Origin of the sequence: Dietzia sp. WMMA184, from assembly GCF_002441635.1 — a bacterium.
In the GTDB taxonomy this organism is placed as follows: Bacteria; Actinomycetota; Actinomycetes; order Mycobacteriales; family Mycobacteriaceae; genus Dietzia; species Dietzia kunjamensis.
In genome coordinates this window covers 2,084,057-2,098,746 of the sequence record NZ_NXEI01000001.1, presented here as the reverse complement: position 1 = coordinate 2,098,746, position 14,690 = coordinate 2,084,057, and the positions used below count along the sequence as shown (strand labels likewise).

General features: G+C 71.9%; 14 protein-coding genes. 6 read left to right on the top strand and 8 right to left on the bottom strand.

Annotated features, from left to right (window positions below):
• Positions 1-4 precede the first annotated feature (4 nt).
• Positions 5-1,069, top strand: a complete 1,065-nt coding sequence (locus CK206_RS09635) for a hypothetical protein (RefSeq protein ID WP_096906256.1) — start codon at positions 5-7, stop codon at positions 1,067-1,069.
• Between the two features lie 136 nt (positions 1,070-1,205).
• Here the strand turns inward: CK206_RS09635 and CK206_RS09630 are convergent, their stop codons facing one another.
• Positions 1,206-2,093 (bottom strand): oxidoreductase, encoded by an 888-nt coding sequence (locus tag CK206_RS09630; RefSeq protein WP_096907387.1) that lies wholly within the window; start codon positions 2,091-2,093, stop codon positions 1,206-1,208.
• 55 nt (positions 2,094-2,148) lie between these two features.
• Positions 2,149-2,943 carry a MerR family transcriptional regulator gene (locus CK206_RS09625; RefSeq protein WP_069389402.1) on the bottom strand — a complete coding sequence of 265 codons (795 nt, stop codon included), beginning with the start codon at positions 2,941-2,943 and terminating at the stop codon, positions 2,149-2,151.
• A 136-nt stretch (positions 2,944-3,079) separates the two neighbouring features.
• On the opposite strand from CK206_RS09625, the gene CK206_RS09620 reads away from it, so the two are divergent.
• Positions 3,080-4,645, top strand: coding sequence for a succinic semialdehyde dehydrogenase (locus CK206_RS09620; RefSeq protein WP_069389401.1), 1,566 nt, complete (start codon positions 3,080-3,082; stop codon positions 4,643-4,645).
• Between the two features lie 268 nt (positions 4,646-4,913).
• Here the strand turns inward: CK206_RS09620 and CK206_RS09615 are convergent, their stop codons facing one another.
• Both CK206_RS09615 and CK206_RS09610 read right to left on the bottom strand, forming a co-directional pair.
• Entirely contained in the window at positions 4,914-5,570 is a 657-nt protein-coding gene (locus tag CK206_RS09615; protein ID WP_096906255.1) for a copper resistance CopC family protein, read from the bottom strand.
• Positions 5,567-6,412, bottom strand: a complete 846-nt coding sequence (locus CK206_RS09610) for a DUF6474 family protein (protein WP_067714904.1) — start codon at positions 6,410-6,412, stop codon at positions 5,567-5,569. Before CK206_RS09610 ends, CK206_RS09615 begins: the two co-directional genes overlap by 4 nt.
• Positions 6,413-6,523: 111 nt before the next feature.
• Between CK206_RS09610 and CK206_RS09605 the strand changes: the two genes are divergently transcribed.
• The 3 genes from CK206_RS09605 to CK206_RS20110 all read left to right on the top strand — a co-directional run bounded on the left by CK206_RS09605 (position 6,524) and on the right by CK206_RS20110 (position 9,983).
• Positions 6,524-8,221: a TM0106 family RecB-like putative nuclease gene (locus CK206_RS09605; protein WP_096906254.1), complete on the top strand. Its 1,698-nt coding sequence runs from the start codon at positions 6,524-6,526 to the stop codon at positions 8,219-8,221.
• A gap of 139 nt (positions 8,222-8,360) precedes the next feature.
• The gene (locus tag CK206_RS09600) at positions 8,361-8,912 is read left to right on the top strand and encodes a hypothetical protein (protein ID WP_067714898.1); all 552 of its coding nucleotides are present in this window, start codon (positions 8,361-8,363) and stop codon (positions 8,910-8,912) included.
• 342 nt (positions 8,913-9,254) lie between these two features.
• Entirely contained in the window at positions 9,255-9,983 is a 729-nt protein-coding gene (locus tag CK206_RS20110; protein WP_216824128.1) for a hypothetical protein, read from the top strand.
• Between the two features lie 120 nt (positions 9,984-10,103).
• Here the strand turns inward: CK206_RS20110 and CK206_RS09590 are convergent, their stop codons facing one another.
• From CK206_RS09590 to CK206_RS09580, 3 genes are all read right to left on the bottom strand, one after another.
• Complete coding sequence (locus CK206_RS09590) at positions 10,104-10,871, bottom strand: SDR family NAD(P)-dependent oxidoreductase (RefSeq protein ID WP_067714893.1); 768 nt, start codon at positions 10,869-10,871, stop codon at positions 10,104-10,106.
• Between the two features lie 77 nt (positions 10,872-10,948).
• Positions 10,949-12,997, bottom strand: a complete 2,049-nt coding sequence (locus CK206_RS09585; RefSeq protein WP_096906253.1) for a neutral/alkaline non-lysosomal ceramidase N-terminal domain-containing protein — start codon at positions 12,995-12,997, stop codon at positions 10,949-10,951.
• A gap of 200 nt (positions 12,998-13,197) precedes the next feature.
• Positions 13,198-13,800, bottom strand: a complete 603-nt coding sequence (locus tag CK206_RS09580) for a superoxide dismutase (RefSeq protein ID WP_067714888.1) — start codon at positions 13,798-13,800, stop codon at positions 13,198-13,200.
• Positions 13,801-13,958: 158 nt separating this feature from the next.
• Between CK206_RS09580 and CK206_RS09575 the strand changes: the two genes are divergently transcribed.
• Positions 13,959-14,402 carry an NUDIX domain-containing protein gene (locus tag CK206_RS09575; protein WP_235027863.1) on the top strand — a complete coding sequence of 148 codons (444 nt, stop codon included), beginning with the start codon at positions 13,959-13,961 and terminating at the stop codon, positions 14,400-14,402.
• A gap of 13 nt (positions 14,403-14,415) precedes the next feature.
• Here the strand turns inward: CK206_RS09575 and CK206_RS19865 are convergent, their stop codons facing one another.
• Positions 14,416-14,589: a hypothetical protein gene (locus tag CK206_RS19865; RefSeq protein WP_159981117.1), complete on the bottom strand. Its 174-nt coding sequence runs from the start codon at positions 14,587-14,589 to the stop codon at positions 14,416-14,418.
• Positions 14,590-14,690: the final 101 nt, after the last annotated feature.

Here is a 14,690-nt window from a genome sequence, read left to right as displayed (position 1 = left end):
CCCGATGCCCCAGACCCGTGGTTCCGGAGTCCGGACCAGGCGCCTCGGCGCCGCCGTCACGACCGCCGTGGTGGCGGCGGTCGCGGTCCCCGCCGTGGCGTACGCGCAGGGGGACTCGGGGTCGGGTTCGGCGCTGCCCGCGGAGACGGGCAACAGCAGTGTGGACCAGTTGGTCGGCCAGTTGCCCGAGGAGATTGTCATCGGCGGTGGGGCGCTCGGGTCCGAGGGTCTGCGCGAGACGGGCAGCGCCCCGGTGGCGGACGCCGGACTGTCCCTGGGGCAGACCCTCGGTTCGGTGGCGCCGCTCGAGGCGCTGGGGTCGGCGGGAGGGTCCGCGGCGGCGTCCGTGGCGTCCTCGGGCAGCCTGCCGGGGTCCGTCTACGCCAACCCGACCGGGTCGCTCGGGTCGGGCACCATCGGGCTGGGATCGATCGCGATCCCCGAGTACATCTTCCCCGTACTGAGCGTGCAGTTCGCGGGCGGTTTCTTCACGGCGCTGGGGGAGCGGCAGCAGGCCGGCGAGCTCTATCCGCACGAGTTGGACTTCTGGCACGGGCTGGTCGAGGGTTCGGCCGAGGGCGGCGCGCTGCTCACCGACGCCGCGGACGCCGCCGGCACCCAGCTGCCCGGCGCGCTGGCGGGGAGTATCGAGGCGGTCCAGATCGCCGCGCTGCAGGATCCGTACGAGGACAACGAGCGCCGTCGCGCCGAGGCCGAGGCGGCGGCCGCCGACGGTGGGCAGGACGCGACGGACGAGGTCGACGACGACGAGGTTGACGACGACGAGGCAGACATCTCCCCGGTCGGCGCGAACGGTCCCGCCGGGGACACGCAGGGCGGAACCGGCGGAGTGGGCGCGACCCTCGGCGCCGCGGCCGCGCCTGCCGCCATCGCCACGACCGCGGGGAATGCCGCCGCAGGACCCGGCGAGCAGTCGGCCCCCGCCGAGCTGTCTGCCCCCGCGGAGCTGGCCGTGACCGGCGTGGGGACCACCGCGCTGGTCGGCGTCGCCGCCGGGACGATTCTGCTGGGCGGGTTGCTGCTGGCCTTCGTCCGCCGGCGCGCGTAGGGGCCCGGGCTCGTCGTCGTCCCCTCCACGCGGGCCCGGGCAAATCGTTGCGGGGCCACTCGGAAGGCCGGGCGGTAGGCCGCGCCGCCAGCGGTTACCCGCGGGCGGTCACCCCTGCGGACTCACCCCTGACCACTCACCCCTGCGCACTCATCTCCCGGCAGCGGTCCCACAGTGCGGCGGCGACCTCGCGGTCGTGCGAGGCCTTGGTGGAGTTCACGGTCGTCGGGTACCCGGTGAGCTCGCCGGGGCCGTCGGGGCCGATGTACGCGCCGCCCGCGACGGACTCCACGGTCGCGGCGTAGAGCTGCGGCAGGGCCCCACGCTCGGCCGGTTGCACGAGGAACGGGATCTTCTCCACGCCCTTCATCAGCAGGTCCTGCACGCGGCTGCCGCTGCGGTACTGCAGATTGGTCGCCGAATAACCGGGGTGCGCGGCCACCGCCCTCAGCGACGACCCCGCGGCCTCGAGGCGACGCTGCTGCTCGTAGGCGAGCATGACGCAGGCCAGCTTGGAGGCGGCGTACACCGGCATCGGGGCGTAGCGGCGACGGGTCCAGTCCAGGTCGTCGGGGTCCACCGTGCCGAAGCGGTGCATCATCGAGCCCAGCCACACCACCCGGTCGGTGAGCGCCGGCGCGACGTGCTCGGTGAGCGCGAAGTGGCCGAGGACGTTGACGCCGAACTGCATCTCGTGGCCCTGCGCGGTGCGCGACCGTGGGATGTTCATCAGCCCCGCGTTATTGATGAGCACGTCGGGCGAGCGGCCCGCGAGCAGCTCACCCGCCGCGTGCACGGACTCGAGGTCGGCCAGGTCGAGTTCGACGACCTCGGCGCGGTCCGGGTGCGCGAGCCCCGCGCGGGCCGTCTCGGCGCGGCCCGTGTCACGGCAGGCCATGATCACGCGGGCGCCCGCGTCGGTCAGCGCGCGGGTGGACTGCAGGCCCAGCCCGGAGTTCGCCCCGGTGACCACGAAGGTCCGGCCGGTCTGGTCAGGGATGTCGGCGGTGGTCCATCGGCTCATGCGGGCCAGGGTACGTCCGCCGTCCGACATCGCCCACCGGCTCATGCGGGGCAGTTCACTCCCAGGTGGCGGTGTCCGGGTCGACGCCGTGCGCCCGGGCGTTGGCCTCGACGGCGGCGACCAGCCACTGAGTCAGGCCCGGCTCGTGCACGTCGTACGTCTCGGCGAAGCGTGGGTCCTCGACGTACATCCGCGCCAGGCAGACCTGCATCGCATGCGTGCAGTCGTAGAACCGCCCGATCGATGCGCGGTGGCGCTCGGCCAGCTCCGCGGCCTCCGGCGCCCCCGGGTCCATGCCGGCACGCTTGGCGGCGGCGAGGTCGACGTTGAGCGCGTCGCCCTCGGCCTTGACCTGCTTCCAGTCCTCCCTGGACATGCGCGCCGTGCGTTCCTGCGACTGCGCCCACTGCGGGGTGTCGCCCCAGCGGTGCTCGGCCTCCTCCTGGTACTCCTCCTTCCAGTCCGTGCCGAAGATCTCGGCCCTGTCCTGAGGGGTCAGTGGTGCGTTCATATCGATCGCCTCCTTCATGCGGTCGACTGCGGAGACCATCTCCTGCAGGTGCGAGATGCGTCCGACCAGCAGCTCCCGCTGGCGGGTCAGGTGAGCCAGGGCGTCGGCCTCCGGGTCATCGAGCAGGTCCCCGATCTCCGCGAGTGGGAAGCCCAGCTCGCGGTAGACCAGGATCCGGTGGAGGCGGGCGACGTCGTCGTCGTCATACACCCGGTAGTCCGACCACGTCCTGCCGCTCGCCGGCGCCAACCCGATCCGGTCCCAGTGGTGCAGGGTCCGGACGCTCACCCCGACCAGCGCGGCGACCGCTCCCACGGTGAGCCCGTCTCTCGTCGTCATGTCTCCAGCATCTCTCACATCCACGAGCGTGGGGCCTGACGCGATGTCAGGGTCAAGCCCGGGTTTCCGCGACCGGCGGGCGAAGAACGGTGGCAGGCGGTACCGCTCTTCCTTACCCGCCGGTAGCCTCGGTGCCATGAGCCGACCCGCGCCCCATGTGTACGACCGTCTCCGCGACCTCGTCGCGATCCCCGAATTCCGGGCCGATCCCTCAAGCCGCCCGTCGGCGATGATCACCGAGGTCTTCACCGGTGACCCGCTCGCGGAGATCCCCGCCGGCACCGCCGACGATGTCACCGCCGCCGTCGAGCGGGCCCGGGCCGCGCAGGTCGCGTGGGCCGAACGAGACGTCGCCGACCGGGTCGCCGTCATCACCCGCTTCGCCAAGCAGATCATGCGCAACCGCGGCGAACTCATGGACATCGTGCAGGCAGAGACAGGCAAGAGCCGCGCCTCCGCACAGGAGGAGGTGCTGGACTGCCTCATCACCGCGCGTCACTACGCCCGGACCGCGCCCGGGCTGCTCGCCCCCAAGCGCGTCCAGGGCATGCTGCCGGGACTGACCAAGGCCGTGGTGCGCCGCCAGCCCAAGGGCGTCGTGGGCGTGATCGCGCCGTGGAACTACCCGCTCAACCTCGCCGCCACCGACGCGCTCGCCGCCCTGCTCGCGGGCAACGCCGTGGTGATCAAGCCCGCCTCCATCACGCCGTTCTGTGCCCTCGCCGCCGCCGACATGCTCTACCGGGCGGGCCTGCCGCGCGACCTGTTCCAGGTGGTGCCCGGTTCGGGCGGGACCGTCGGCGGCGCGATCGTGGAGAACGTCGACTACCTCATGTTCACCGGCTCCACCGCGACCGGCCGCACGCTGGGCCGCCAGTGCGGCGAGCGCCTGATCGGGTTCTCGGCCGAACTCGGCGGGAAGAACGCCATGATCGTGACCGAGGGTGCCGACCTGGACGAGGTGGCCGAGGTCGCCACGCGCGCGTTCTTCTCCAACTCGGGTCAGCTGTGCATCTCGGTCGAGCGGGTCTACGTGGAGCGCTCCGTCGCGCCGCAGCTCATCGAGAAGCTCACCGCGCGTGTGCAGTCCATGAGCGTGGGGCCCGGCTACGACTTCGAGGCCGAGATGGGCAGCCTCATCTCCCGTGACCAGCTGGACACCGTCTCCGCACACGTCGACGACGCGGTGGCCAAGGGCGCGCGCGTCCTGGCCGGCGGACGCGCCCGGCCGGACCTGGGCCCGCTGTTCTACGAGCCGACCCTGCTCACCGACGTGCCCTCCGGCGCGACCTGCTACGGCGAGGAGACCTTCGGCCCGGTCGTGTCGATCTACCCGGTCGACTCGGTCGAGGAGGCGATCGCCGAGGCCAACGACACCGAGTACGGGCTCAACTCGTCGGTGTTCGCGGGGTCCGACTCCGAGGGCGAGCAGATCGCGGCGCGCCTGCGGACCGGCACCGTCAACGTCGGCGAGGGCTACGTCGCGGGCTGGGGCTCCGTCGCGGGCCCGATGGGCGGCATGGGCGCCTCCGGTGTGGGCCGACGCCACGGCGACGAGGGACTGCTCAAGTACACCGAGGCGCAGACGATCGCCACTCAGCGCGTCGTGCACATGGGCGGGCCGTCGTTCCTGCCCCGCACGCGGTGGCAGCAGTTGCTCGCGCCCGCCACCGACGCCATGCGCTTCCTGCCGGGGCGGTAGGCGGGAGCTCGCGCGGGTGGCCGGGCCCGCGCGAGTGGCGGGAGCCCGCGGCCGCCCCGGCCCGCCTCGTGCTGCCGCCGCGGCCCGACTCGTGATACGGCCGCTCGATCTCGTCATACAGCCGCGTCCGGGCATGGCGTCTCGCGCGCCCCGAGGGGCAGGCCAGACGCCACGCGCGGACGCGGGTGTGGCTGACGTGTACAGGCGCGGGAGCGAGACGCCGGGCGGGGGAGCGGCTGCACCGCTCGCCGCTCGGCGTGCCCGCCCGTCAGTTACCGCGGCGCAGCAGCACGAACGCGCCACCGATGAGCAGGATCGCCAGTCCGCCGACGACCCAGATCGCGGGGCTGACGCCGGTGTCCTCGCCCGAGGTCTCATCGGCGACGCCCGCCTCGTCGCCGGCCCCGGTGTCGGACCCGCCCGCCGGGGAGGCGTCTCCACCGGCCGCGGGCTGCGAGCCGGACTCCGAGCCGGGCTCCCCGCCGGCCGCGGGCTGCGAGCCGGACTCTGCGCCGGCCTCCGCGCCGCCGCCCCCGCCCGTCACGGTGAAGACCGACGATCCGCTCACCACGTGCCCGTCGGACGAGGTCACCCGGTAGCCGACCGTGTAGGCGCCGGTCCCGAGATCATCGACGTCGACCGTGACGGTCTCGCCCGCCACCGAGGGGTCGCCTACGACCCGGGTGGCCCGGTCGTCCCCGGCGGTGACGGCGACGGAGGCGAAGCTCTGGTTGATCTCCTCGTTGAAGGTCAGGACGATCTCGTCGGGCGGGGTGTCCAGCTCGGAGCCGTCCTCCGGGTCGATGGAGACCAACACCGAGTGGGCGCCGGCGACCGGTGCGAGCACCACCGCGGGAGCGGCCGCGCCGCCGACCAGGGCGGTAGCGACCGCGACGGACGCCAGCCGCCCCCGGAGCGCCGTCACGCCTTGACGCCCAGGCGGGCGAAGATGTCCTTGTTGATGCGGTCGAGCTCGCCGGAGATCGACGAGTGGATCTCGCGCCGCTGCGCGGTGGGCGTGGTCTCGGCGGTCTCGACCGCTGTCCGCAGGTCCGTGAGCCTGGCCCGGGTGGAGGAGATGAAGTCCTTGACCTCACGCTCGCTCCCGCGGCTCACGTCGAGCTGGTCGAGGGTCTGCTCGAGGCGGACGATGCGTACACCGAGGGCGGCGCCGGGGCCGGTGGCGTTGATGCCGGCGGCCTCGAGGTCCACGCCTCCGGGGCCGGAGGGCTTGCCGGCCGATCCCTGCACGTTGGAGACGGCCTTGTAGACCATCGGCAGCAGCACCGGGGTGGCGACCTTGGCCATGCTCAGCCACCGCTGCAGGTCATCCTTGTTGAGCTTGGTGCCCTCGAGCTTCTTGAGTTCCATCTCGGCGAGCTGGTACTCGTGCTTGCGGCCGGCGGAGTCGATCTTCTCGGCGAGCTTGCGGTCCTTGGCCAGCAGCTTGGCCTCGCGCTTGATGGTGGCGCGCTCCTGCTTGGCGTGGACCTTCTCGTTCTTGCGGTTCCGCTTGGCGGATCTGCGGTCGAGCTTGTCACGCTTCTCGGCCCGCTTCTCGGCGCGCCTCGCCTTGCGTTCGGCGTTCTTGCGCTCGAGCTTGGCGCGTTCCTTGGCCTCGGCCAGTTCCACGCGGTGCGCCTCCTTGGCCTTCTTCCGCGTCTCCTTGGCCGCGAGCTTGGCCTCCTTCATGGCCGTGGACTTGAGCGCCGAAGCATGGGCGCGGAGTTCGGCACGCTTGTCGCGGTAGGTCGTCAGCTTGCCCATGGGCGTCGATCCTTCTCTCGTCGCGGACATCAGGTCTCCAGCCTAGGCGAATCGGCCCGCACTGAGGACCGGACCGTCGTGTGGGCCGCGGCTGGGCCATGATGGACGGCGATGGAGGACGCCGGCAGCACCACGTACCGCGCCCCCGATGCGGCGGTGGTGGGGCCGGCCTCGGGGGCCAGATGTCTGCACCGCGTGGCCCGGGAACGTGATGCGCGACCGGGGTGGTGGCGGACGGCGCCGCTCGACGAGGGCGTGCGTCTGCGGGCGATGGCGGCGGCCGATCGACGCGCGGGCCTGCGGGAGCGCGCGTTGCGGGACGCGCGCCCCGACACCGTGGTGGTGGACGTGGTGGGGGATCACTGGACCGATCTGCCGGGGGACGTACCGGGCGACGACGACGAGAGCGCGACACTCCGGGCCCTGGCCGACGGGGCGACGCTGGTGTGGGGCGCGGCTCTTCCCGCCGATCCGCACGAGGGCCGGGCGGGCCTCCGGTGCACCCTGGCGGCCGTGCCCGGCGGCGGGTACACGCCGGTGCTGGTGGTCAATCACAAGGTGGTCGATCCGCGGCGGGGGAGGACCGCGTCGACGGCGACGGTGACCCGCTTGCTCGACTGGTCCCCTGCGCCCGACCCCGCTCTCCGGGTGCGGCGTCACCCCGCGGATCTGGACCGGCTCGTCCACGCGTGGCGGCTGCTCGCCGCCGTGGGGCACGCGGCGGAGTCCCCGGTGGGCGCGGTGCTGGGGCTGGGCTCGGCGCGCGCGGTGGTGCACGACCTGGGGCCGGTGCTCGACGCCGCAGACCGCACCCACGCCACGCGGCTGGCGGTGGTGCGCGGTGAGCTCGACACCGAACCCAGCCGGATCGGCGAATGCCGCACCTGCCCCTGGTGGGAGGGCTGGGACGATCGGGACGGGCCCGTCGAGGGCTGCCGTGACCGGCTCGTCGTGGCCGATGACGTCAGTCTCGTCGTCGGCGGCGGACAGGTCGGGTCGCTGAGGGCCCGGGGGATCCGGACGGTCGCGGAGTTGGCGGTGGCCGGACCGGACCGGCCCACGGACTGGAACGGCGAGCCGTTCTCGGACGCGGTCCTGCGGGCGAGGGCACACCGCGACGGTGAGGTGGTGGTTCCCAAGGTGGCGCGGCCGAGCATTCCGCGTGCGGATATCGAGGTGGACGTCGACCTGGAGAGTCACCTCGACGACGGCGCCTATCTGTGGGGGACCCTGCTCACGCTGAGGGACGGGCGGCGCCTGGAGGCCGAGGGCTACAGGCCGTTCGCCACCTGGGCGCGGTTGCCGGATCCGGACGAGGGGCGTTCGTTCGCGGAGTTCTGGCGTTGGCTCACCGGCATCCGCGACAGGGCGGCAGGTCAGGGCCGGTCGTTCCGGGCCTACTGCTATTCACGGTCCGCGGAGAACGGGTGGATGCTCTCGTCGGCCGGCAGGTTCGGGCCGGAGGGCACCCTCGCCGTCGTCAAGGGGGTTCCCTCCGTCGCCGAGGTCCGGCGCTTCATCTCCTCCCCGCTCTGGGTGGACGTCCACGAGGCGGTCACCACCCAGTTCGTCTCCACCTCGGGCCTCGGGCTGAAGGTGGTCGCCCCGGCCGCCGGGTTCGCGTGGCGAGATCCCGAGGCCTGCGGCGAGGCCTCGCTCGGGTGGTACCGCGACGCGCAGGCGGCGAGGGGCGTCGAGCGGGATGCCGGCCGGAACCGCATCCTCACCTACAACGAGGACGACGTCCGGGCCACTCGCGCTGTGCGGGAGTGGATCTCCCGCTCGAGCTGGGGCGGCCACCAGCTCTGAACGTATGTCTACTTCGGCGTTGGACCCCTCATGCGCGGGCATTCTCCCGGTGGTCGCGCGGGGTGTTCACGGCGAAATAATAAGAATTGTTAAGTATCGCCGAAGTGTCGGCGTTTCTCCCCGAAAGGAATACTTACTTATGACGAGGCACATCCGCGCCGCCGCGGCCCTTGGCGTCTCCGCGCTCGCCCTGTCCGGTGGAGTGGGGCTGGCGCACGCTCAGTCCTCCGCCCTCGGCTCGGCCGAGGAGGAAACGGGGGTCGTCGACCCCGGACTGATCGACACCTCGGGCTCCGCGCTGCTCGACGAGCCGACTTTCGGCAGCCTCGCCCCGGTCGTGTCGCAGGGCGTGGGCTCGGTCAACGAGGCAACGGGTTCCGACGCAGTGAGTCCCGCGCCGGGTACCGGGTCGGTGGACACCACCGGTTCCGTCTTCGGTGAGCCCACCTCGGGGTCGCTGACGCCGGCCGTGGCGTCGGTGGGCGGCGCACTGGGCTCCGGTGAGGGTCCGGCGATCGTCATCGGCTCCGATGGCGGTACGGATTCGCTCGGAGTATCCGGTTCGCTCGGGCCGGTGCTGCTGATCGGCGGTTCCGCCGCCGTCATCGGGGCGGGCATCTACTTCGCGCCGCAGATCGAGCAGGCGCTGGCGGACGCCGGCATCGTCCTCCCGCCATTGCCGGTTATCTGATCGCAGTCGGCGAGGTCCAGCGGGGCCCGCTTCCCGTGCCACGAGGCCCGCACCCTGGATCGAAGGGGGCGGGCCTCGGGGCTCCCCGCGCGGGTGCCCCGGGGCGACGCTGGGGCATGGGTGGCCACACGGCAAGGGGTCGAGCGCCTTTCAGAACCCCTTACTAACTCAGATCTAACTGAGTTCTCACCGTTCATCGCCTGAATTCGTGGCTAGGGTGGGGAACGGACGGATGAACCTCGGTCTCGTAACGCTGTTCTCACGTCTCACAGACCCCAACCCCGGGGTGGGTCGGCCACGAGCCTCTGCGCCTGGGAGCCCCTTTCCACACGAGGAGACGCAATGACGTTCACCACCCGCAAAGCCGCTGCGGTCGCGGCCGCCGCTGCCCTGGCCATTTCGGGCGCCACCGGCGTCGCCAACGCGCAGGGCTCCGAGGAACTCGGAACTCTGTCCTCGGACGTGATCGGCTCCGCCGGATCGTCGGAGCTGAGCTCGGGCGGCGGTTCCGTCCCCGAGAACCTGGGTTCGCTCATCCTGGATGCCAACGCCACCGGCGAGGGATCCCTCGACACGTCGGGTTCGGCGCTGCTCGGTGAGCCCTCCACCGGTTCGCTCGCGCCGCTAGCCGGTTCCGTCTCCGAGGCCACCGGTTCGGTCGACATCCTCACCCCGGCCGAGGGCACCGGCTCGGTCGACACCTCGGGCTCGGCGCTGCTAGGTGAGCCGACCACCGGCTCGCTCGTCCCGCTCTACGCCCCCATCGCCGGCTCGCTGGGGATCGGCGAGGGTGCGACCGTCGTCCTCGGCTCCGATGCCGGGTCCCTGCCCGGCACGGGCTCGCTCGTCCCCGCGACCCTGGGTCTCGGCTCGGTCGCCGCCGTCGGTGCGGGCATCTACTTCCTCCCGGAGATCCACGCATCGCTCACCGCCGCCGGTATCGCCCTGCCGCCGCTGCCGCCGCTGCCGCCGCTGCCGTGGGCGCCGGCCGGTGCCGCTCCGGCCCCCGCAGCTCCGGCGCCCGCCCCCGCGCCGGCCCCCGGCCCCGCGATCGACAACGGTCGCGGCTGACCCTGTGCGCACCGCCTGACCCAGGCACAGCACCGAGGCCCGCCCCCTTCGCAGGGGGCGGGCCTCAGTCGTCGTACCGGCGCACGGGACCGGACGCTTTGTCCGGTCCCGGGCGGGCAGTTAGCGCGGCGCCATGCGCAGGGCGCCGTCCATGCGGAAGCTCTCGCCGTTGAGGTAGTCCTGCTCGACGATCGCGTTCGCCAGCTGCGCGTAGTCCGACGGGCGGCCGAGGCGCGACGGGAACGGGATCGCGGCCTCGAGGGACTTCTGGAACTCCTCGGTCAGGCCCTTGAGCATCGGGGTCTCGATGGTGCCCGGGGCGATGGTGTTGACGCGGATACCGAACTGCGCGAGGTCGCGTGCAGCGCAGATGCCCATCGAGTACACGCCACCCTTCGAGGCGGCGTAGGCGATCTGGCCGACCTGGCCCTCGTAGGCGGCGACGGACGCGGTGTTGATGATGACGCCGCGCTGGCCGTCCTCGTCGACCGTGTCCTGGGTGGACATGGCCTCGGCGGCGAGCCGCAGCACGTTGAACGTGCCCACGAGGTTCACCGAGATGGCGGTCTCGAACAGGTCGAGGGCGTGGACGCCCTTCTTGGAGACGATGCGGGCGGCCGGGGCGATGCCGGCGCAGTTGACGACGACGCGCAGTGGCGCGGCCTCGGTGGCCTTGGCGATCGCGGCCTTGACGTCGTCCTCGCTGGTGACGTCAGCGGCGAGGAGGGTGATGCCCTCATCGATGCCCTGCTCGACGGCCTTGTCGATGGACTGCTGGAGGTCGAGGCCGAACACGACCGCGCCCTTCTCGGCGAACGAACGCGCGGTGGCGTTTCCCAGGCCGGAGGCGGCACCGGTGACGATGACGGAAGCACCCTTGATGTCCACGGGCGATGTCCTTTCTGTTGACGACGCAAGCACTAGGAAGTGCAAGCATTAACGCCTCCAGTGTCCCAGACCGGTCGTCAGCGCACGTCGAAGGCCGGGCTCTCCCCCCTAACGGGGAACAGACGCCCGTCGATCCCGCGGCCCGACGCCGTGTACACCACGCGGTAGGCGCCGGCCGGGGTGCCGGGCGGGATGTCCCAGGTGATGAGCGCGTTCGTCACGGTGAGCAGGCCCTCGAACACGATCATCGTGGACCAGTCGCCGTCGTCGTGGACCCGTACCCACCGGTCGCCCTCCCGGCGCTCGATAGCGAGGTAGGTGTCTCCCCGGCGCAGGTCGGAGTTGGGGTGGGTGCCACAGAACCGCACCACGACCCGCTGTCCGATGCGGTACTCCGTGAGCGGCGGGTCCAGGACGTCGCCGAAGTTCCGCAGCGGTGCCGGGGTGTCGACGAGCGGGTTGCCCAGCGGGGATACGGGGATCTGTCCGGTGAGGTCCCGTTCCGAGGTGCCCGGGTCGAGCGGGGTGCCCGCGCGCATCGAGCGGGCGAGCTCCGCGGCCGTCTGCTGGATCGCGGGGAGCGTCCACGGCCCGAAGATCGTCGCGCCGCCCTCGTAGTTCTGGGCCGAGTACTCCTCGGGCGTCGTCACGTAGTGCCCGTAGGCGTTTGAATACCCCTGGACGGTGACGTGGTCCTCGGCCACGCCGAGTTCGGCCGCGAGCGTGCGCCGCAGCCGTAGACCAGCCACCACGGTGGGTTCGAAGCCGAGGGTGAACAGATAGTGCCCGCCCAGGCGTACGAGGTGGAACGGGTACACGCGCTGGACGGCCTGCGGTACGAGGCCCACCGGGAGCAGGACGTCCTTGGCGCCGTGCGCCTCGCGGAGCCAGGCGGGGATCACCACGTCGGTGATCGCCGCGATGACGGGGTTGCCGCCGCGGTCGCCCTCGGCGAACGGTAGCTCGTCCCCACCGCCGCCGTCCTCCTGGCTGCCCGACGCGAACGACGCGCCGAGGGCCGCCACCGTCGTCCGGTGGGGGCGCCCGTCGCCGGTGAACTCGGGCCGCACCTCGACGGCCGACATGTCCACCCAGCGGTGCCGGACGTCGATCCCGTTGCCGAGCGGCCGGACCCCCTTGTCCACCTGGTCGCGCGCGGCCGCGAACTGTCGCTCGCCGATGATCCGGGTGTTGAGCCACTCGTCGGGCGTCGGTCCCCGGCCGGGGGCCAGGTCGAGGTTGGGGCTCACGTCGCCCGGGTTGGTCTGCGCGAACGCGGTGACCAGCTCCGGCGTGCGGCCGTCGAGGTAGTCCTGCCCGGCCACCTCCCGCTCCCAGTGCCATGCGGCGAAGCCCTTGTTGTCGGAGGACGCGATCGTGTTGTGGGAGGTCATCGAGGTGGCGTGGACGCCGAACCAGTTGAGCACGCCCACGAGCCGGCCGTCGCGGGTGATCTGCAACGACTGCGACCGCGGGTCGATCCCCGCCGGGAACTGCGCCCGCTCCTCGGGGGTGTCGCGGTCGAACGACCCGCGGGAACGCTGGACGCCGGCGTCGTGCAGCGCGCCGGTGGTGACCCCGACGCTCGACGGCGCGAGGTCCTGGTGCGCCATCCGTGCGGCGTCGACGATCCCCGCCACGTTGGCCTCGAACGTCACCGGCCGGAAGCCCAGCATCGACAGGTCGACCATCGGATGGCCGGATGTCCCGCCGGGTGCCACGTGGGTGTGCGTGGCGGTGATGACCACGTTGCCCTCGTGGTAGGTGTCGCCGAACTCGGCGGCCAACCGGCGCAGCACCTCCTGCTGGATCGACTGGAAGACGAGACCGATCTCGGCGGTGACGTGGAGGAACCGGGGTGACGACGGCGAGTCGGCAAAGACGAAGGCGCGGGCCCGCTGCCGCAGATGCAGCCCGACGGACTGCTGCTCGGTGTCCGCGTACCCGTTCATGCCCGCGCCCAGCGGCTCTCCGGTCATGTCCCCGATGCCGCGGCCGACGTAGATGGCCGTGGACTGGCCCTGTGCCACGGCTGGCAGGAGTGACTGCAGCGCGGCGACCCCGCCGAGTGCGGCGGCCCCGCCCAGGACGGTGCGGCGGTTGACGGCCATTCGGTTGGCGGACATCGACTCTCCCCGGGTGCGCGTATCGCGGTGACTCGCATCCCCGCATCGGGAAGTGACGCTACCCAAGTGGACGCTCGTCCGGGGTGTCCTCTGCGTGCCGGACGGACGAGCCGGGCGACAAACGAGCAGCGGCCCGGGTGGGGAGGTCCCCACCCGGGCCGCTGCGTGCTCTGCTGAGCCGTGAGGCGCTAGGCCGGTGTTCAGCCCTTGGCGGCGGCGTAGCGCTCGGCCACGTCCGCCCAGTTGATGACGTTCCACCAGGCCTTGACGTAGTCCGGCTTGACGTTCTTGTACTGCAGGTAGAAGGCGTGCTCCCACATGTCCAGCATGAGCAGCGGGGTGATGTTGATCGAGATGTTGCCCTGCTGGTCGGTGAGCTGCTGGATGATCAGGCGCTGCCCGATGTGGTCCCAGCCCAGGACGGACCAGCCCGACCCCTGCAGGGTCGTGGCGGCGGCGTTGAAGTGGGCCTGGAACTTGTCGAACGACCCGAACTCGGCGTCGATCGCGGCGGCCAGCTCGCCCTCGGGCTTGTCGCCACCGTTCGGCGACATGTTCTTCCAGAACACGGAGTGGTTGGTGTGGCCACCGAGGTGGAAGGCCAGGTTCTTGCTCAGCAGCGGGGCCTTGGCGGCGATGCTGCCGTCCTCGCGGGCCTCGGCGAGCTGCTCGATGGCGTCGTTCGCGCCCTTGACGTAGGTCGCGTGGTGCTTGGAGTGGTGCAGCTCCATGATCTCGCCGGAGATGTGCGGCTCGAGAGCGCCGTAGTCGTAGTCGAGATCGGGAAGAACGTACTCGGCCATAGTGGAGTGTCCTTTCAGTTGGGTGGCGGGCTGCGCACGGGAGTCCCCGTGGCGCCCGTCACGACGTCCACCTCCACCATAGTGATCCGTCCACCGGTGCGTCGTGCTGCGCGACCGCCGGCTGCCGCCCGAGCCGATGGCCTGCCATGATCGGGGTCGTGGATCACTCTGATACGGCCCCGGCCGGCGGCATCATCTCCGTGTCGGCCGTCGTGCTCACCCGACCCGACGGGGCGGTGGCGACCGTCCGCAAGGCGGGCACCGACCGGTTCATGTTGCCCGGCGGGAAGTGGGAGGCCGGGGAGTCTCCCCGGGCGTGCGCCGCCCGGGAGATCGACGAGGAACTGGGGGTGATCATCGCCCCCGATCGGCTCACCCCCCTGGGGCGGTTCGACACCGCGACCGCCAACGAGCCCGGCTTCTCCCTGGTCTCCGAGGTCTTCGCCGCCGAGGTGGACGGCGGGCAGCAGCACCGGGCCGAGATAGCGGAGTTGCGCTGGGTCGCGGCCGCGGAGGTGGCCCACATCGCGACGCTGCCGGAGGACGCGTGTGCGCCGTGGGCCCCCCTGCTGGTGCGCGTCGCCCGCGACTGTCTGACGTGATGACGGTGCCTGGTCAGATCACCAGGAGGACGACGAGCACGATCAGGAGCGCCAGGGCGACGGCGACACTCACGTGGAGGTTGCGGCGACGGACGTGGTCGCTGCAGCCGGACCCCTCGAAGGGCTGCGGCGGCTCACCGTCGAGGATGGCGCGCAGGCGCTGCGCGGCGGGCTGTGTAGCGGTCACGTCGAACTCCCCCTCGGTCGAACTGGTCACCACCCTAGCGCCGACTATGGCATTGGTCACATCACGTCCGGATCACGAATGGGCCGGAGGGTTACCCTGGC